The 20,851-nt window shown below is 36.0% G+C and carries 12 protein-coding genes and 3 pseudogenes; 14 read left to right on the plus strand and 1 reads right to left on the minus strand.

The annotated features are described in order from the left end of the window. Positions 1-349: 349 nt before the first annotated feature. Positions 350-1,667 (minus strand): annotated as a pseudogene (locus IGK77_RS15330) (IS4 family transposase). A gap of 1,151 nt (positions 1,668-2,818) precedes the next feature. On the opposite strand from IGK77_RS15330, the gene IGK77_RS15335 reads away from it, so the two are divergent. From IGK77_RS15335 to IGK77_RS15400, 14 genes and pseudogenes are all read left to right on the plus strand, one after another. Further along, the gene (locus tag IGK77_RS15335) at positions 2,819-3,133 is read left to right on the plus strand and encodes an LPXTG cell wall anchor domain-containing protein (protein WP_438713234.1); all 315 of its coding nucleotides are present in this window, start codon (positions 2,819-2,821) and stop codon (positions 3,131-3,133) included. Between the two features lie 16 nt (positions 3,134-3,149). Beyond that, the gene (locus tag IGK77_RS15340) at positions 3,150-3,971 is read left to right on the plus strand and encodes a WxL domain-containing protein (RefSeq protein ID WP_438713307.1); all 822 of its coding nucleotides are present in this window, start codon (positions 3,150-3,152) and stop codon (positions 3,969-3,971) included. A gap of 85 nt (positions 3,972-4,056) precedes the next feature. Beyond that, positions 4,057-5,094 (plus strand): DUF916 and DUF3324 domain-containing protein, encoded by a 1,038-nt coding sequence (locus IGK77_RS15345; protein WP_438713308.1) that lies wholly within the window; start codon positions 4,057-4,059, stop codon positions 5,092-5,094. Between the two features lie 12 nt (positions 5,095-5,106). Then, the gene (locus IGK77_RS15350) at positions 5,107-7,749 is read left to right on the plus strand and encodes a WxL domain-containing protein (protein WP_438713309.1); all 2,643 of its coding nucleotides are present in this window, start codon (positions 5,107-5,109) and stop codon (positions 7,747-7,749) included. A 59-nt stretch (positions 7,750-7,808) separates the two neighbouring features. After that, the gene (locus IGK77_RS15355; protein WP_438713310.1) at positions 7,809-9,074 is read left to right on the plus strand and encodes a helix-turn-helix domain-containing protein; all 1,266 of its coding nucleotides are present in this window, start codon (positions 7,809-7,811) and stop codon (positions 9,072-9,074) included. Between the two features lie 44 nt (positions 9,075-9,118). Next, positions 9,119-10,597: a helix-turn-helix domain-containing protein gene (locus IGK77_RS15360; RefSeq protein ID WP_438713311.1), complete on the plus strand. Its 1,479-nt coding sequence runs from the start codon at positions 9,119-9,121 to the stop codon at positions 10,595-10,597. 20 nt (positions 10,598-10,617) lie between these two features. Then, complete coding sequence (locus IGK77_RS15365; RefSeq protein WP_438713312.1) at positions 10,618-10,968, plus strand: DUF7006 family protein; 351 nt, start codon at positions 10,618-10,620, stop codon at positions 10,966-10,968. A gap of 507 nt (positions 10,969-11,475) precedes the next feature. Continuing rightward, a pseudogene (locus tag IGK77_RS15370) lies at positions 11,476-11,657 on the plus strand (Txe/YoeB family addiction module toxin); the annotation flags it as partial. Between the two features lie 1,052 nt (positions 11,658-12,709). After that, positions 12,710-13,906 (plus strand): AI-2E family transporter, encoded by a 1,197-nt coding sequence (locus tag IGK77_RS15375; RefSeq protein WP_438713313.1) that lies wholly within the window; start codon positions 12,710-12,712, stop codon positions 13,904-13,906. Positions 13,907-14,182: 276 nt separating this feature from the next. Then, positions 14,183-14,542: pseudogene (locus IGK77_RS15380) on the plus strand (recombinase family protein); the annotation flags it as partial. A 689-nt stretch (positions 14,543-15,231) separates the two neighbouring features. Further along, positions 15,232-15,405: a hypothetical protein gene (locus tag IGK77_RS15385; RefSeq protein ID WP_438713314.1), complete on the plus strand. Its 174-nt coding sequence runs from the start codon at positions 15,232-15,234 to the stop codon at positions 15,403-15,405. A 999-nt stretch (positions 15,406-16,404) separates the two neighbouring features. Then, positions 16,405-19,080, plus strand: a complete 2,676-nt coding sequence (locus tag IGK77_RS15390; protein ID WP_438713315.1) for an HAD-IC family P-type ATPase — start codon at positions 16,405-16,407, stop codon at positions 19,078-19,080. 527 nt (positions 19,081-19,607) lie between these two features. Continuing rightward, positions 19,608-20,177, plus strand: coding sequence for a recombinase family protein (locus IGK77_RS15395; RefSeq protein WP_438713316.1), 570 nt, complete (start codon positions 19,608-19,610; stop codon positions 20,175-20,177). Positions 20,178-20,479: 302 nt separating this feature from the next. Continuing rightward, positions 20,480-20,848: an LPXTG cell wall anchor domain-containing protein gene (locus IGK77_RS15400; protein WP_438713317.1), complete on the plus strand. Its 369-nt coding sequence runs from the start codon at positions 20,480-20,482 to the stop codon at positions 20,846-20,848. Positions 20,849-20,851 lie beyond the last annotated feature (3 nt).

The following is a 20,851-nucleotide window of genomic DNA, read 5'->3' on the forward strand; positions in this document are numbered from 1 at the left end:
CAAGGAACCTTCTTGGTTCTAGACAAGCTTTTTGTAAATCAAATTGAATTATAATAACTTGAAAGTTAGAAGGTTGAATTCTAGAAAGATTTTAGAAAGTGGGAATAAACTCAATAGTTTTTGACTCTTTTTTTACTACTCATTTCACAGCTCCTTCGGTAGCTTAATTAGTTAGGTCAGAAAGATATTCTTTTAGAGTCCAACAGGGTATACCCCAATGTCATTAAGTTAAGACAAAAAAATAAATAATAGTCTCAAGTATATCGCTTTTTTCTTATTAACTTGACCAATTTTATATTTTTAAGCAACACAAAAAAACGCCTTATATGGTATAGTCCGATTTATAATATTAGGCAATACGATATAAAAAACCAACAAATTTCTTTTTTGTTATATTTCTCTGGTTACTCCGATTCTGTCGTATGGGGAGGAGATATCTTCTTATCAAAATTTCTACATTGACGGTTTGATCAAGAAAAAATCTTTTACAAATGCCTATAGCTTGTGTGAAATTAAGCTGATAGAACTGCTTTAAAGGAGCTGATAACGCCACTACCTGAGCAATTTCCTTTGAAAAATTGTATATAATGAGACGAGCGTAAATTTCTTGAATAATAAACTCTAGTTTCTTTGAGTGGAATTGGTTTAATCCTAAGGCATATTTTAATTCTTTAAAGGAAGTTTCAATTCCCCAGCGTAAGTGATAAAGTACTTTTAAATCTTCGCTTTTAAAAGTGAAGGAATCAAGATTCGTGACTAAAGATTCATAACTATGCTCACTCAACTTAATCCGAACGACTCTGATACTAACGGGATAGCTTTCTTTTGAATCGGGGGGGAGATAATCAAAGCGGGCTTTTTTACGCACAAATTGATAGCTTTTGTCAGCTTTGATTTTATTGGTCTGTCTTCTTGTTAACCAAAGGTTAACCTCTTTATCAAATGTTCCTTTTTGAGGTAATCCAAGTCCTTTAAGAAAGCCATTACTTTTGGTATCTTTTACTCGAATCGCGAATTTTTGACCACTTTTTCTAATATGTTCGTACACGTTAAATGACTCATGACCACGATCTGCAATAATAATTGTCGGCTTTTCAAAAGTAAACTCATCAACCATTTGGCACAAACTGCTCCGTTCGTCTAGCTGTCTAATTTTTTGGAAGTTTACCGATGCATAGTATTTATTTAATGGGTCATATAAAGCATTGAGATGAAAAGAGCCTACAGGTTTATCAAACTTTCCGATGGTGTAATGGGATTCAGGATCATTTTCATCATAAGGAATATTAATATCGGAGCCATCATGAGCCAATAGTTGGTACCCTTTATATTGCTTGTTTTGGTTACTTGAAGGAATGGTTCGCTAGAAGAGTTGTTTGAAAGCTTTACTCTTTATTTACTTCGAGCCTGTACAAATGCGGAAGCAATTGGCGTTTGAAGTGTAAAATCAAAGTAAGAGAGTAATTCACTAGAAAGACTTTGTCCACCGAAAGAGAGAATAATTTTGATCGTTGTCTCAAAAGATAATTTTCTATTTCGTGAAAATCAAGCGGAGATTGAGCAAAAATTTCAGGTTGATTTGTAATACAGCGAATTTGATCTTCTAAATTTTGTTTGATTTTATGAGCTGCTTGAAGTGTGGATGAAATGTTGCTAGTATTAGACATAAGGGCACCTCCAGAATACGTAACGCTATGACGTTTTATTATTGTTAAAATAATTGTATCAAGAGAGTGTCCTTTTACATAGAAAAAATAAAGCGGGAAGACTTAATTGTTTTCCTGCTTTATTTTTTTCTTAACTTAATGACATTGGAGTATACCCGGTTGGTCTTTTTGTGTGTTCGTGATATAACTTGGAAGTTACTTTTATTTTTAAATGACACAAATTTTCCGATTTATTTGACAGATTCATAGTCGATAAGAGCAACAAAAGTCAATTGATTTTTAGTGATAAATTGATGAGGTATTTATATAAAATAAAGAATTTTTTACTTAGGAATAATTTTCATGATATTTTGTATAAGTAACAAAAGGATAATTTATTGATAGATATTTAAAAATCTACCCAGAAAAATTAGTTGCCTTTATCATTTAGCACTGAAAATTTTTGCCAATCATCTAGAAAAGTGACAGGTTCTTACCAGGAATTTTTGGCCCTCTTTAATCAAGAAGTTATGAAAACAAGGAAGGTCAGAGAGTTTAAGTGATTAAAATTCTGAAGGTGCAGCAATTGAAATTTCAGACGATGATTTACCGTTTCAAGGAGAAAGCACAGAAACAAGGACTATCTTAATTCGTACTTAAGATAGTCCTTGTTTCTGATTTGTAAAGAGTAATTATAACACTAGGATTATAGTCAATGCAAGAAACAGCATATTAAGCTTACAGAAAAGCGAAATGAAAAATATATTGAAGCTAGTCGTGTTGATCTAAAGGGATTTATTATCTTTGAGTAGGATGAATAGTGGTGACTACAAAAAAACTGGAGTTTTTCTATTTAGTAAAATTACCTTCAACCGATTTGTTTTTTCGGTCGTTATTTTAAATTTGCATGTCGAAGTGAAAATTTTGATTATTTATTTCGGTGAGAATCTTGTAATCTAGAAGATGCAAGGAAGGCCACAAGTTGAGCCTTATTTGTTTAATCGTTTTTATCAAAAACCTTCGTTTTTAAGAATGATTATTTGTTATTTATCACTTGGGATAGAAAGTCTAATCTAATCACTTTTTCAAGACATCTGATGCGATCAGATGTCTTTTTTGTAGTTTCCTTAAAAACGAAGAGTTTTGAGAGAAACATTAAAGGAGGAGGGAAGATGCGAAAAACGGTTGGTCAGATGATTGCACTTTGTGTCCTAATAATAGCGATGCAGTTTCCGCTATTGGTTTACGGTACAGAGATCCAATCCGTCGAGTCAGAAGGATCGATTGGATTTACTGGGGCCTATGAACCAATCGGTTCACCAGATCCACCCCCTAGCACCAGCCCACAAAAGCCAGGTGGCACTTTGCCGCAAACCAATACGATCAGTAGCCCACTCGGGCTATGGGTTGGCAGTTTCTTAGTGGCAAGTGTTTTATTAGTTTTAGGGTACAAAAGAAGAAAAGCAACACAAAAAACAATTAAATGAAAGTAGGAATTTAAGTATGAAATTTATCCGTTTAGCAACTGTAGCCGCATTATCAACCACGATCTTTGCCGGAGGCGTACAAGTCTTCGCTGAAGAAGAGCAGCCAGAGGCGACAAAAGAAGTCCGTAAAGCAACTACTGATGGTCAGATCACTTTCACACCTAGTAATGACGATACGATCGTTGATCCTGGAGATGAGGGGCCAGGGGTTGATATCCCAGCAATCGTAGATCCGGACGGAAACAATACAGGACCATTAACCATTGCAACCGTGCCAACGATGAACTTTGGTTCACAAATTATCTCGACGACAGATAAGAATTACAACATGGTCGCTGAAAGACAACAAAAAACAGGAACAACTGGTGAAGAAAACAAGGTGCCTTATGTGAGTTTGGCACAAGTCCAAGATACTCGCGGAACGAACGAGGGATGGGAACTAAGTGTTAGCTTAACTGAATTCCAAGCCCCTACGGATACCCTAAATAACGTATTAAAAGGTGCGAAAATCACGTTATTCGATCCAACCCTTCTTTACAGTGTTGACGATGCAGATCAGGCGCCTGCTATTCACTCAAGCGGGTTAGAATTGATTCCAAACAATGATGCAGTGCCAATTATGACGGCAGCAGCTAAAAAAGGGAGTGGAACCTCGACGACTGTTTGGGGAGACCATGACGCGATCGCAAAACAAGTAGAAGATGGGGTAGCGGTTGTAGAAAATGAGGCAATCCAACTGTTTGTTCCTGGCTCGACCGCCAAAGATGCAGTAACGTATACCTCTACATTGACATGGGAATTAGAACTAACACCTGATAATGAGCCTGATGAGGTTTAAGAAGTAACCATTTCCATGTTCCATTAGTTACTGGCAGCGTTACAGATTTCTGTGGCGCTGCTTTTTTTAGAAAGGATTATGACAAATGAGACACAAACGATCGATTCAAAGTGGGCTGTGGCTCCTAGCGGTGTTTTTCTTTTTCTTGCCCGTTTCAGCCCAAGCCGAAGAGACGGCCTTAAATACACATGTCACCCCGCTTTTCCCAGAAAGTCAAGTCGATGAAAGTAAAGGCTATTACGAGCTACTACTCGCTCCTAATCAAAAAGAGAACTTGCAGCTGAAAGTTGGTAATTCCAGTTCAGAACCAATTAACGTGCAGGTGACACCACATACGGCTTATACGAATACCTTGGGAAATGTCGAGTATGGCAAAGATGCCGAAGAAGCGGATCCGACCTTGATCCACTCCTTGGATGAACTGATGACTCCTTCGGAGGTCATTACATTAGTTGGAAATGAAACAAAGATTATAGAAATTCCTCTTCAAATGCCTAAAGACGCCTTTGAAGGGTATTTAGCCGGTGGTTTACGGATCACCGAAGTCAAAGAAGAGGAAGAAAGTGAAGCTCCAGAAGGAGAAGGTGTAGCGATCAAGAATGAGTTTGCCCATGTAGTTGGTGTGGTCGTCAGTAATACGCGAGACTCGGTGCAACCGGAGTTGGAACTATTGGATGTGTTTGCGGATCAATTGAATTATCGCAATGTGATCAGCGCCACTTTGCAAAACTTTACGCCTACTTTTGTCAATCAATTGGCGGTGGAAGCTACCGTGAAACGAGCAGGGGAGAACGAGGTTCTCTATAAGGCCAGCAAAGAAATGATGCAAATGGCGCCAAATTCGAACTTTAATTTTCCGATTTCCTTAGAAGGAGATCGCTTTCGCAGCGGGAACTATGTCTTAGAATTAACAGCGACTTCTGGAGAAAATGAATGGTCTTGGACACGTGAGTTTACGATCGATGCCGACGATGCACGTAAGTTGAACCGAGAAGACGTCATGATCGACAACAGTCCAAATTGGTGGGTGATCGGAACCATCAGTTTATTGATTCTATTGGTCATCATCCTGCTTTACTTCGTTTTAAAGAAAAGAAAGCAAGAAAAAAAGCAAAAAGAGTAGGAGGGATTTAGAGTGAACATTCGCAAATACGTTGTAGTATGCACGACTCTTTTACTATTAGCACAATGGGTACCCGTTACTATCAGTCAGGTCTATGCAGAAACGAATGGACCAGTAGATGAGCAGGCACTCACTGCTTTTCGCAGTCATCTACCAGATTATGTAGCAATGAGTACCAATACTGTTACACCGGTCGAGGAAGCACCACCAGCAGTTCAAGAGTTTTCATTTGTAGAAAAGACTTCTCGGACAGGCACAAATCAACCGGTTATCTTACGTTTTACAAGTACCTATCCTGCAGATGAGGTTCTAGTACGGATACCGAAGGAAGGCCAAGTATTGGCAAGTTATTTTTCTGATGGGGAGTCCATCACGCATTCCCATGGAGAGTACTGGACGCTTCACACCGAAGGACAACAAACAGAATTTACTCTTCCTGTGGTGTTTGAGACAGCGGGAAACTACTTCTTGACTGTCGATCATGACGCGGATCATTTCTATTTAGAAGTAGAGGAAAGCACTCTAAAATCAGAGGACCAGAAATCTTCTGATATAAAGGATCAAGAAAATACTGATTTCAAAGAGCCGCCACTTGAAAGTCAAGATGCAGAAGTGATGAGTGATATTCCCGTTGCAGTTCAACCAGTCATTGCAGCTGAGAAGAACCTATCAATCTCAGAAGAAGTCATTGCGGCCGAGGAAAAGCGGATTTTAGCAGAAATAACTGATCAAAAACGTAATACAACAGCAACTGCTAACGTAAGAAATTGGTCACAATTTCGTTCTGCTTGGAATAATAGCGCATGGATGGTAGATATTAGAATTGAGGAAAGTTTTAGTTACTCTTCTTCAATCCTAGGGAGTTCATTAAATAAACTTAATAATTCTTACAGAACAATAGGTTCTAATGTGGCCCCTGGCCGGAATGCTTCAATTAACATGGGAACTTCGGGAAACAGCTTACAACTAGAAAATTCTACGTTGAATATGAGAAGGACGACCATCGAATCCGAAAGTTCTGGAAGCCAACCGTTAATAGATCTAGATAAAGCTTCCACTTTTGAGATAACTGAGAGGACAACGATTTTAAATAGAAGAAACTCTCCTGCAGTAGCACTCAATGATAGATCGACAGCGTTTTTTTTTGGTTTTGATCAAAGAAAAATTATCTATAATCAGGTGGCAGTATCACCTGTTAGGCTAAGTAATAATTCTAGGTTTGAACTTCACCAGGGTGGAGTAGTCGTTGGAAGTAATAGTGCTTCGAATAATTGGATTCCTCCAATATCTTCAGATACTAATTCTACAATAACCTTTTCGCGTACAGGTCAAAGTATTAACAATGTTATGATGGGTGGCCGTATCAATGTATCAGTACCTAGTAATCCAAGCGTTGCGCATTTAACAACCTATAGAGTTCCTTGGAATTCAGTTGTTGCCGAAATAACTGGAGTAAACGGTTCAATAGTAAATTCCAGTACTAGTGATCCGAATGACTTTTCTGAAAGATATTTGGCTAATCATAATTTAGTTGATTATCGATCAATAACTGTAGGAGCATCAGCTTCAGATGGATTCGTACCACCCCCACGTCCTTCTTATGCACTTTTATTAGAAGCAATCCCTCTTGATGGGGGAAACCCTACGGCAGAAACAACAACGATTACTCAAGGTGAGTCCACCACACTTCACGCAAACCCAACTGAAACATTTAATTTTGTTCGTTGGGAAGTTGTTTCAGGAGTAGGGAGTAGTATTGCAGATGAAACAAATGCAACGACTACTTTTACAATGGGGACTGCTGATACAGTTGTACAAGCAGTCTATCAAAAGAAACAAGGGGGAGACATAACGGTTGAATATGTCGATAACACTCGAAAGGAACTGGCAGAACCAGAGATTATCCACGGACTGATTGAGGAAGAATACGAGACTAAGGCGAAAGAAATTGACGGGTACACTTTAACTGAAGTACCCAAAAATGCATCAGGACGATTTACCGAAGAGGACCAGACCGTTACTTACGTTTACGCGAAAGATGCTCTTGATCCTGTTTCACCTGTGGATCCATTAGCACCGGATAAAGAAGTTGACCCAGAAAATCCACCAGAACTTCCAGAAGATCAAGGTGCCTTAAGTATTGACTTTGCGTCACGCTTTTCTTTCGGAAAACAAGGCATTTCTGCGCAGACAAAGCGCTATTATGCGCAACCGCAACGCCTGTTAAATCCTGACGGGACCGTCAATGATGCCGAAGAACGCCCCAACTACATCCAAGTCAGTGATCGACGGCCAGAAGATGCGCGGCGTGGTTGGCAGTTAGCGGTCACACAAAACAGTCAGTTTACAGATCTACAGGAAAATGAATTACGAGGCGCACGCTTGATGTTGACCAACCAACAATTTGCTTCCGTCCAAGGGATGGGTGAACCCATGTTGCATAATCCAGACGGTGTTACCTTAATTCCTGGGGAAAAGACCGATCTTTTGACCGCGCTCGATGGTCAAGGCGCAGGAACGTGGGTCTATCGGTTTGGTGATGGTGAAAGTGCAAGCGAAAGTGTGGCACTTGAAGTGCCGCCAACCGCGGATCCAAGAGCAACCACCTATGAAACAACACTCACCTGGGAACTGAGTGCTGTTCCTGGCAATTAGTCTAAAAAGAGAAGGGCTGCGGCTCTTTTCTTTTTCTTCGTAGAAAGGAATGAAAAAAGATGCACACTTTATTTCACCAGTTGATCTTTACTACCAAGACCAAGCGTTGGCTGATTTTGTTGGCCACCTTAGAAGAAGAAGAACACGTCATCGCCCAGAATCTGATCGAACAAACCGGCTTTGGCCGACGAACGATCCTAGAGGATCTGAAGGCGATCAAGGTCTATTTTAGGGATACGATTCAATTGATTGGGGATGGGAAGGGCTATCATTTTTCGTTTCTTGACCCGAAGGGGTATTATAGGATGAAACAAGCACTACTGGATGAAGAGAAGCTTTTTCTTTTTGTGGATCAGTTAGCTTCCGGAAAGTGTTTGGACAATCAACAGTGGGTCGCTGCCCTCGGGATTTCTAATACAGGATTCCAGCGGATGAAGCGGCAGCTTCAAACGGTGCTAACCAAGCATTATGGACTAAAACTCAGGTCTAAAACCAATCAATTGAGTGGGAAAGAAGCGGGGATCCGCCAGTTTCTCTATGATTTTTATTTTACTTTGCCCTTGTACCCTACCGTTCTTCAGGAATACCTTCGTCCTCTGCATCAGGAAAAAGCAACTTTTAAAGAAGGTCCTTGGCATCTTGCCCCCACGCTGTTCAATCAATGGCTGAAACTGATTCAACTTCGGATCGACCAAGGCTATTTTTTACCGGATCAAGGCATACACAGAGACCTACAAGCGGCACTTGTTCAGGCGTTGGATCAACAAGTGAACCTTGCACTTCCAGATCCAGAAAAAGCGGCGTTGTTTTTGCTTTCCCTAGATGAAAACCAATTTCTGAACCCTTCGACTCAACAAGCTTTTATCCAAGCATTTTCACCAACAAAGGAGTCGTACATGGTAGTACATGAGCCCGAAGGGCTGGCCTATCAGCTGTTTGATACCTTGCTTTGTTTGATGGAGAGGTTCTTCCAACTGCCACCTCTTGAAGAAGAGATACAGGAAAGCCGAAAGAAGGACGTGTTGTTAGCTACGTTCATGGGACAGTTTTCTGCCCAGAAAAAGCGATACAGTAATACCATCGCTGTTTCTTATGACTTGACGGGTCCTTCAGCGTTAAAGCATTGGATCAAAACAGAAGTGGAAGCAGCGGGGAACGAAAGAGGCCTCCATTTTATCGATGCCTCTTTGGCGAACCACCTAGGAGTCCTTCGACAGATCCGAGTAACGAATCAAGCACAACAATTGAATTCTACCGGGGAGATTCAATTGCCAACATTTCCTACCAAAGAAGTGATTCAGCGGGTATTGTCTGGTTATTCTTAACAAGTAGTATAAAAAAAACGAGTGGAAAAAGTGAGGAGATAGGGATGCGCGAATTACAAATTGCTTTTATTACAAATGCCGAGGTTCGACGATGGATGCGAATCTTGACTATTATTGAACGAGAACACCATTTTACGATCGTGGCGTTGAGTGAACGCTTGATGATCTCCCAACGAACGATGGTCAAAGATATTCAAGCAATCAAAAGTTACTTTGGGAAGACCATTGAATTGCTTTCACTGTATAACGGTTTTCATTTTGACGAACGTGACCGAGTAGGGTACCAAGAAAAGAAAGAACAGCTGTTAGAGAACGAAGTTCTCCTTGAGATTGTTGGGACGGTTTTTTACGGAGAACCTGTCGCATTGGCTGACTTGGCACACCAGTACAGTTACGCAGAAAGTACACTGCGTCGATTTTTAGTGAAAATTGAACCGATCTTGGCTGAATATGGCCTATCATTGACCCTTACCCCTGTGAATGTTGTAGGGGAAGAAATCAATATCCGCAAGTTCTTTTTTGATTTTTATTACAGTAGTGAACAGACCCCCTTTACGATTCGTCCACCTGAAGGGCTGCATGCATTGGTTCTAGACGAACTATCTAGCAAACTGGGGAGTTATGAGTTGGGGACAGGGACGACCGTTTCTGCTTTTTATTACCATCTGTATATCACGATGGTTCGCGTCAAACAACACCAGTTTATTTCATTGCCTGAGGGGTTAAAGAACGTCGATTATCAGGAAAAAGATTTTCAGCTACTTTATTCTTTACAAGCGAGGATCCATGAGGAATATGAGATCTATCTGCCAAAGGAAGAATTCGCTTGGGTCCATCTATCGGTCATTTCTAAGCGAACGATCCATCGTGTGGATCAAGAACGCACATTCAGTCAACGATTCAACCAGTGGGACGGCCTCGAACAAGTGGTATCAGATTATCTGTCGGATCCCTTCTTTGACCAATGGGCTACCGACACGTTAGGGGGATTTATGACGTCGTTTTTGGTCTCACGTCTGATGAATGAAGCGCTAAGTCCAGTTTTAAATAAAGAATTAGTGGAAGTTCGTCAGATGGTTAAAGAAACCTATGGGCAAATCTATGAGATCAATGCCTACTTCTTACAAACGCATGCACAGATCCTCCCTTTTTCCGCAACTACCGTTGAAGACGTGGCGGTCAGTTTTACGTTATACATGGACATGTTGTTTCGTTATTACCAACCCGTCAAACAGGTTTTGTTTTTATTAGAAGGTGATTATTTAGTGGTTCAATCAATCCGGCTACAAGCCCGAGAACTTTTGAGCGCGCATAATCACTTACTCTTCATTCCACTGCAGGAGTTGACGCAAGAACGCTTGAATGACGAACAGATTGATTTGATTGTGACAAACTACCGCCCGTACCTTTTAGACTATGCGCTTAAAACGGAGTATGTTCTGATGAACAGTATCCCCACCGATCAAGATTGGGCACGGGTCAAACATCAGTTGAATCCATTGATCGATCGGATCGTTTTGTAAAAGAAAGAAGGAAGAGAAGGATGACAGGATTTACGACAAAGGAGGCCTATTTACAGGGCTTTCAGAAAACTTTTGAAGCAGTAGGAAAACGAGAAAGCCCAGTCCTAAAGGACTATTTACACACGCAAACGGACCGATTGGAGACCCTCATTGCACAACTCTCACAAGATAATTTTTGGCAAGCCTGGCCAGAGATCTTAGGGATCGATGCGAAGCTAGGAATTGTTTCGGAATTGATTGTCTTTGATGATTTTTCAAATGAGGAAATCATTCGAATGGTTGAAACGGATTATCGCACCTATTTCAAAGAACTGTGCGGGTATGATCACAGTATGGAGCCGAAACATTCCATGATTTTTAATGTTTTATGATGGATCAATGGGGGATCGTCCCAATCGTTAGGAAAAAGATTTTGTAGAGTGTTCAAAAAAATGCTTTTTGAACACTCTTTTTGATAAGCATTCTCCTAGAAACGAATTTTTTTCAGCTCAATAAACGCCACTAAATAATCTTTTAGTTAAAAATGTGAGTATAGCTTCCTACTCAGATCGTTTGTGTGGTCAAAATTAAAAGTTTTTGATCTTTTTTTATTATTCCCTTAGCAGCTTATTTAATGAAGTTCCGTTAAATGTTAATTAAAGAAGGTCCAACAGATTATACCTTATTGGAAAAAGATGAGCTAACAGTATAATGTTAGATATAGACGAATATTTAATAACTATATTATGGAAAAATTTGTTAAGGAGATGAACAATTTTCTAAAAGTACTGTTAAAATACATGGCTTAATCGAGGCTGAATCTGATGAATAAGGCCTAGTCGAATAATCGTTAGGATCACTATCTTTATTAGGATGAGTAAGTAAAATAAAAGCTACATAAAAAAATTAACAAATTGATAAAGGATATTAAGTGCTCTCTCTTTTCTGGGTTAAGAAAATCTGAGCCATTGTAGTACGATTTAACAGAAAAATGATCAAGAAGAATTACAGATGGACACAGAATGATAATAGAGTTGCAAATTAGTCAATCTTTATCTATTCTGCAAAAGATCATTATTAGTTAATCGAAAGTATTTAGGTACTCAGAGCCTTTTTGAGTCTTTTCTTATTTTTATAACATTATAGGCAACTCACTTAATTAAGTTCAGATAAATATTTATATAGTCTCATCACAATCAAAGTGATCCCAAAAACTTGAAGTATTAATCAATAAGCTAGCAAAGTAATTAAACAATAGAAAAGCTCCGCTAATAATTAGAGTAGGGCTATAAACAATCCGCATTACGGATTTCGTGTTTAGCTCTAACCTAATACTATTTGAAAAACATCATTTGAATTGATTGCTCAACCAAGTAAAATAGACAGCGCAGAAGTGATCTTTGCTGGAAATAATAAAATGACAGCCGCTGGAATAAGAAAAAACATGCCGCTAAATAGTCCTAAACTCATATGCCCAGTCTCATATTTCTTATTAAAGTTTTCCAGCATAATGTTTAATCTGATAAATGTTAAATAACTTACAAGAACATATCCAATAAAATAAAAAACAATTGGATTCATTGATGTAGTTAATCTTAAAATTACATAATAATAGTTCTTATGATGGCATGACTTTTAAGATTACTTCTAAATATAACTAGTATAATAGTCACTCCTTTTTGCTTTCTTTTATCATTTAATTTGTTGAAAGAAGCGAACCATATGATCTAAGGCAAAGTAAATAGAAAATCAGGTTAGCTTATATAGTCTGCGCTTATTTATTTTCTTATACCAAAATAAAATGAATTTGATTTCAACATATAAAATTAATGGATCTATAGGTATTTATTAAGGGAAATGAGAATCAGAATGAATTTGACCTATGATAAAATAATAGAGTATAACTTAAATGTATGGTAAAGTTATTTCCTATGGTAGGAAGAACAATACAAAATTTTGTTTCAGAATTAACTTTATTTGATCTAGTAGGAAATATTTATTACGGAGAGTTGGAGTATATAAATGAGTTGCACAATCATTTTGTTCTTCAAGGAGAGAACTTTTAGCGTTATTTAAAAAGTAAGCGACAGTTATATAGATAATATTTTATGATGGTAGTAAGAGGAGGAGAAAATGAAAAAAGAAAGTCCATTAGTTCGATTATTAGGCGGAAAAACATCATTATTTGTTTTGTTGCTTGCATTCGGTGTAGGAGGGACTCTATTGGTCTTTAGTAAACTCTCCTTTCTATTAGAACCATTCGTAATTATATGTCAAGTGCTATTTTCACCTCTTGTTATGACATTAGTCCTCTATTTTGTTCTGAAACCGATCGTAAAATTACTCGAACGTTTTTCTTTATCCAAAGTAGCTAGTATTCTGGTGACATTGTTTATGATTTGTGCCAGTTTCTTGTTGTGCCTCACTCTAGTCTTGCCATTATTGATTCAACAAATAGAACGCCTTATAGATAATTTTCCAAATTATCTTATGGAGGTAGAGAAAGTTATGGAAAGTTTGTTAGAGGATACACGTTATGGAGAAATATTTCATGAGGTTTCGGATATATTTACTCTATGGGTCAGACAAGCATCAAATAATGTAGATGGTTATTTAAAAAATATTATTTTTGGTGCGACCACGATTTTTTCTACAATTACCCATGGACTTTTATTGATGCTGACAGTACCAGTAATCACCTTCTTTTTGTTGAAAAATGATCAAAAGTTTATCTATTATTTATTAGGTATCTTCCCTCCAAAATATCGTAAAGACATCAAAGAAGTGATTCGGACAATGGACGATCAGGTAGGAGCATATTTGAAAGGACAACTGATTGTTTGTATCATCATTGGTAGCTTAACTTTTTTAGGCTTTTTGTTGATGGGTATGCCTTTTTCTGGAAGTCTAGCTTGTGTGGTCGGATTGACAGCTATTGTACCCTACATTGGACCCATCGTGGCGTTCTTTCCATGTGCAGTCATTGCATTGATGACTTCTCCAGCAATGTTTTTACAGTTATGCATCGTATGGGTGGTTGTTCAACTATTGAATGGAGAACTTATAGAACCTCAAGTAATGGGAAGACATATGGTCATTCATCCAGTAACCATTATCTTTGTCTTATGGATCATGGGAGAGTTGTTTGGATTAGTTGGATTGATTTTTGGAATTCCACTATATGCGATTGGGAAAGTTATCGTGATTTTTGCTTTTCGTAAATTTAAGCAACGGTATAATCGTATCCATAAAGAAGAGCCGCCTTATGAAACCGCTGAATTTAGCCTGGAGTTGTACATAGAACCAGAGGTTAGTTCTGGCGACGAATAATATGAGCATGGCTTCACAAACTAGATAAAATTAACTTATCATACGCTCGTATAAAGATTAAATTGAATAGCAAGAAATATTAGAAAAAACTTTAATTTTTAAAATGAGTCAATACCCTATTGATTTAGCAAAATTTAATTCGATTTTATAAATCAGATGATTATCTCTGTTTAAAGTGTTCAGAAAATCGGTTATGCTCATAAGCCTATAACAAAATGTATGTTCCATTAAACCATATGGATAAAGTTATATTACAATGGATTTTAGTTAAGAGTAATTTTTAAAGTAGCATACGATCGGGTATCTAACGGATTACAAAATTTAAATTTTCAGGAAGTTAGTTTAAATAAATTTGAACGTGAGAAAATTTTTACCGATCTTATGAGTGGTAAAAAGTAATCCACCAGAATTGGAAATGGTCATTGATTTTATTCGTTCTGGAGATATACTTATTGTTTAGTGTTTGGTTCGTTTAGAAATAAATATGGAAATTGTAAATCGATTGAATAAACGAGGTGTCAGTTTCCAAGGCCTCAAGAAAATCTAACGATTAATAAATCCAGTTCCACGGGTCAACTTAAACTTCATTTATTCGCTCTATTTGCCGGAAGTGAGCGAAACTTGATTTTGGAAAGATAAGACTCTAGAAGAGAAGCTACCAAGAAAAGTTAGTAGTTTTTATCAATTAATACTTAAAAATTATGCCATTTAAAATAGTGAAGTAACACATGTGATGAAATTCAATGGATAAATATTAAAATAAAATTAGTTCTACTTTTAAATATCATTGAGAGCGTTTAAAATCTTCTGGAAAAGTGGTATTATGACCCACAATGTGGAGGGGAAACAATAAGTACAACTATGAGTGTGTTATGGTTCGTAAGGAATATTATATTCTTTTCAAGTATCACGGATATTCACATAAAAGGAAAAAATAATCTTATCAACTTTTTTTCAGAGAGAAATTTTTCAAGAAGTCATTATCCTTGTTCTAAGGCCTTTTTGTACTGTTGACATAATGAATAATATATTTAAAAATACTGAAGAGCTAATTATGTTTGTACCTAACAAAAAAATAAATTATGAAGGTAGTCAGTTTATTCTTTGTAGAAGATACATCTAAAGTTAAATAGGCAGGTAATACGGGTAATTATATGTAATTATATGTAATTCATTTACGAATGGAGAATTGGAAATAGCATACGAAATAAAGAAAATTAAAGATAGTAAATTTAATTCAATATTAAAGGTAAGATATTAGAAAAGGGGACTCTTAATGGAAGAATCGATTTTTTTTTAACAGAGGCAATGCTGTAGCACATAATGTGGATTTAAAAGTTATCTATGAAGAAGTTCAGCTAGCTAAGGATAAGAATAGTGAAAAGAAAAAATATGTAATCGTCAAGAAAAATGAAGGTTTTGAATATATTTTATATGACAAGAATGGTTTTGAAACAATAGAGAATAAATCAGATTATGAAGTAATAGAGTATGTATAGATACCTGTTATGTTAGCTGATTTCTAATTTTAGAAAAATCAACTATAATTAGTTATGGGAAAATGCATCAGACAAAAATTCATTTGACAGAAATTTCACCATAATATGGAAGTAGCATGCCACTATTAACACTTAGTAAATATTGTGATTTAGTGATCAATATTATTTTTTTAAGAAGATAAAATCAAATTTGTATTGAAAAGAATTTTCTAAATAAAAAAATTCAAATGGAATATTTTTAGAAAAATAGGTTTCAAAAAATTAGAAAGTTGATTTATGTATGGAACTCAATGATCTTATTGTTACTGGTTCATAGCTTTATTTCTTGAAGCGAGTAGGCACGTGTCGATTTTTGAAGTAATTCAATCGTTGATCGCTTTTGTGACGTTAGCTTTGTTGAGTGTTCCATCATCAAAATATACAACGCTGCTATTCTTAGGTATATAAAGTTTTTTCCTTTATTTGGTGTATGAGTAATTACTACAGAACTTCCTTGTAATATAGATTTTGTAACAGCAATGATACTACTCCTTTTTTATAAAATTTCTATACGAAACTAAGTAACGCAATTTTTATATATTTATGTATGAATATTAAATGTTCATAAAATCACTAATTCCTGTACAACTTAAATGGTTGAATAACAGCAAGAAAATATCAAAAACTTATGAGAAGACCTTTGGAAGCAAAGTGCATATTAAATTTTTATAATTATAATATTGTAACTTTGAATTGTTTTATAAAAACTTCTCTAAGTCAGTCACTTAAATAAATCAGCTGATATTTGACAATTTATATGTTCTTTGATAGCATTATGTTTTAATTTGAATGTGGAGGTGTGATAATATTGTCAGATAGTCCGGACGAAAGTGATTCGACGGTTTTTCTTACAGTTCCTTATTATTTAAAAGAATAGTTTTTACATTAGCGCGTCGTCAGGTCAAAATGGCAAGGTGCCTATTTGTGTATAAAAAATTCAATGAATATGAGGAAAATTAAATGTATAATTTAGACTATCTATTAACTATATCTGAAATTAAAAAAAAATATGGATTAGATGATTTAGAAAAAGGGTTAGATAAAGAAATTGCGGATCAGCGATTAAAAGAAAATGGTCCAAATAAATTAAAAAATAAAAAAACGCCTAAATGGAAATTATTAATCAAACAGTTTAACAACCTGATTATTTATATCTTAATTTTTTCAGCATTATTAACTTTCTTTATGAGGCACTACTCAGATGCTATAATCATTGGAATAGTAGTTGTGATTAACGCGTTGATAGGGTATTACCAAGAGTCTAATGCATCAGATGCATTAGAAAGAATTAAAGAGATGCTGTCTTCTGAAACAACAGTTTATAGAGGTGGAAGTAGAATAGATATCCCCGCTGAGGAACTAGTCGTTGGGGATGTTGTTTTCTTAGAAGCTGGGGATAATATACCCGCAGATTTAAGAGTTGTTGATACTGACAATCTAAGAATTCAAGAGTCTGCCTTGACTGGTGAAGCAGATTCGGTTGAAAAAATATCAGAACCTTTATTTAATGGGAAAACACCGTTAGCTGAGCGTATAAATATAGCATATGCTTCCACTTCAGTAACTAATGGGAGTGGTTTAGGTGTGGTGATTGCAATTGGGGACAATACGGAGATAGGTAAAATATCAAGAGAAGTGAATGATGTAATTGAAAGAAAAACTCCTTTGATGCAAGAAATCGATGGATTAGGTAAAGGAATTACCTATGTGATAATGAGCGTAGCTATCTTTCTATTTGTATTCAGCTTATTTTTTGAAACATACTCATTATCAGTTTTATCTTTAGCAGTAGTGACAATGATCGTAGGATCTATTCCAGAAGGTTTACCAGCTACGACATCTGTTGCTTTAGCTAAGGGTGTTAGTGATATGGCGAAGAACAAACATACGATAGTCAAGACTTTGCCTGCAGTAGAAACACTTGGATCTGTAGATGTAATTGCTACCGATAAAACAGGAACATTAACTAAAAATGAAATGACTGTTACCGACATTTTAATCGATGAGAGGCATTACCAAGTTTCCGGAAATGGATATGAACCTGAAGGTAAGATTATGGAGAATGGTTCACCAGCAGAACTAACACCACGTTTAAAACTATTTTTGGAAGCCGGATTCGAGGCTAATGATACTGTATTAACTCATAATGATGGTATTTGGGGGATTAACGGAGAACCAACAGACGGATCGTTTTTAACCCTATATCACAAAATATTTTCCTATAATCAACACCCCGATTTCAAAGAACTTGACATATTGCCCTTTGATTCTGATTACCGTTATATAGCAAAATTAGTAGAAAATAAAAAAGGAGAGCATATTCTCTTCATCAAAGGTTCTCCAGATAAATTATTTCCTATGTCTCAATCGATAGATGAGGATTTTCCATTAGAAAAATGGAACCATCTTGTCCAAGGCTTGTCTGAACAAGGCAAACGAGTAGTTGCAGTTGGGTATAAGAAAGTTTCATCATGTATAGATGAAGTAACACATGATTTATTACTTGATGGGATTTCTCTTATTGGTTTAGCAGGAATTATAGATCCACCCCGTGAAGAAGTCATTGGATCATTAGCAGATATGAGAAAAGCAGGTGTAGATGTAAAAATGATTACTGGTGATCATCCAATAACGGCTAGATCTATTGCTGAAAAATTAGGACTGGCATCAGAAATTAATGTTATTACAGGCCCGGAAATCGATGAATTATCATCTGAACAATTGGAAAATGTTGTTTTAAATCATCAAGTTTTTGCTCGTACTACACCAAAGAATAAATTAGAAATAGTGGAGGCACTTCAGAAAAACGGAAAAGTAACTGCTATGACAGGAGACGGAGTGAATGATGCGCCTGCGTTAAAAAGAGCTGATATTGGTGTAGCAATGGGTATTAAAGGAACAGATGTTGCGAAAGACTCCGCAGATATGATTTTGACAAATGATAATTTTTCAACAATGTCTGTTGCTATTCTAGAGGGTCGTAGAATTTATGACAATATCAAAAAGAGTATTTTATTTTTATTACCCACATCTTTTGCAGAGGGCTTAATTATTGCTTTTACTATTATGATGCAAAGAGACCTACCGTTACAACCAACTCAGTTATTATGGATTAACATGATTTCGGCTATTACTATTCAATTTGCGTTCATATTTGAACCTGCAGAATCAGGTATTATGAATAGAAAACCAAGAAAAACAGGTGGTTCATTATTAAACAGCCATGATATTTTTCAGATGGCATACGTATCAGTGTTAATCGCGTTAATTAGTTTATTTTCTTATGAATGGCTAATTAGCGAAGGAGCTAATCAAGCAACAGCCAGTACAATGATGGTGAATATCATTGTCATGTGCAAAATTTTCTATTTATTTAATATTAGAACTGCCAAACCAGCTTTCTCAAAAGTTTTTTTTTCAAATCCGATGGCGTTTATTATTATTGGAATTATGTTGGTGCTCCAAGTGATTCTTACGTACGTTCCGTTTATGCAAGTAGCTTTTTATACAGAAGGACTGACAGTTTTAGAATGGGTAGTAACAATTCTTGCAGGAATATGCGTGTTAATAGTTACTGAAATTGATAAAGGAATTAGAATTTGGAAGACAAAATCAATCGAAATAAGTGAAAAATAATAAATAAAAATGTAGTGAGCCTCTTAAGTTAAACACAAAAATCTAATTTAAGATTTCTATAGGAAATCAGAAGCTTCAATATGATGAAGTATGTCATGCTGAAATTCAATATATGGACAAGTGAAGGAATCTATGAATATAGGTGTGCATTACTAATCGCGTTAAATTAAGGAATGCAAGGAACATATAATCTAAAATGCAAGATAGCGAAATCAAAAAAACACAAGAAATATTAGTGAGTTCAATTAAAAGAATTTCGCCATTAATCAATCGAAGCAGAAATAAACTTCGATTGATTATTTTTTGTTCTGAATTGATTTTGGCAAATAAGCCCTAGATCAAGGAAAAATATTCATAGGAATTTAGAAAGTTATGGTAATCATAAGCGACTCGTTGGATGTTTTTTTTATTACATTAGTAATTTTTATAGTTCAGTCATTGTATAATAGTCTCTACTCATATCTATTCTATAAATATATTATTGGTAATTATGAGTTTTTTATTAGAAAACTTATTGGAGGAATTATATGACTAGAAAAATTTACGGCTATGCCCGGGTTTCAACTAAACAGCAAGATCTTTCGCGGCAATTAGATTTATTAGAAACTTATCGCTGTGAAAAAATCTATACTGAAAAAATTAGTGGTGTCCGTGCAAGTCGTCCTGAACTAAATAAACTAAAAAAACGTGTAAAGTCCGGTGATCAAATAGTTATTGAGAGCTTCTCACGGTTTGGTCGTAGCACAAAAGATTTAATTAACCTTGTTTATTTTTTTGAAAAAAAAGGTGTTAAAATAATCAGTATCAAAGAAAATTTTGATACTCAAACTCCTCAGGGGAAATTAATGATCACTGTTTTCCAAGCTTTTAGTCAATTTGAACGAGATATTATTGTTGAACGGACACTTGAAGGATTAAACTCTGCACGATCACGAGGAAAGGTTGGCGGTCGACCAAAAATCAATCAAGATGTTCTTCAAGAATCACTCTCATTGCACCTTGTTAAAGGATTGCCTGTTTCAGAAGTTTGTAAAAAAACTGGGATTAAACAATCAACTTTTTATCGCTATTTAAAACTAGAGAGGAATCTTTCCTAATTGAATTAGTGCTTATGGTGCATATCTTTTTAGTGACTAAATAAATATATAACTTTATTTTAAAAAACGTTTCTGGTATAGTATAATAAAAGTCAAATTCATATATAATAGGTATTGAATTGACTTTTATTTCTCGAAAACCTTCGTTTTTGATAACATAAATTCGTTATTTATATAATGAATAAGGAAACCTAATTTAATCACTTTTTCAAGACATCTGATGCGATCGGATGTCTTTTTTTGTTGTCTCCTTAAAAACGAAGATTTTTGAGATATCTAACTAAGGATATAGGGGGAGGGATATGAAACACATAAAAAGATGCATACTAAGTATAGGTATATTGTTGATTCAAATTTATGCACCATTAATTGTTTATGGGACAGAAGTACGCTCGGTGGAAACTGAAGGGACGATAGGTTTCACTGGGGTATATGAAACGCCAGGAACACCAGAGCCAGCACCCGAAGTTGAGGTTAAATCAAGCTTTCCCAAAGAAATTGCTCAACCACCCTTAGAAGTGAGAAAGAGCGAGCATAAAAGATTACCGCAAACGAATGAGAGTCAGATGGGTAGTTGGAAAATGTTGGGCATTCTGATCATCGTAGTCACACTGTTTTTTTGGTTTTGGCAACACAAAAAGAAAAAACAAATAAAAGAAAGTAGGACTTAAATA

The organism is Enterococcus sp. DIV0806c, from assembly GCF_051710905.1.
In the GTDB taxonomy this organism is placed as follows: Bacteria; Bacillota; Bacilli; order Lactobacillales; family Enterococcaceae; genus Enterococcus_B; species Enterococcus_B mundtii.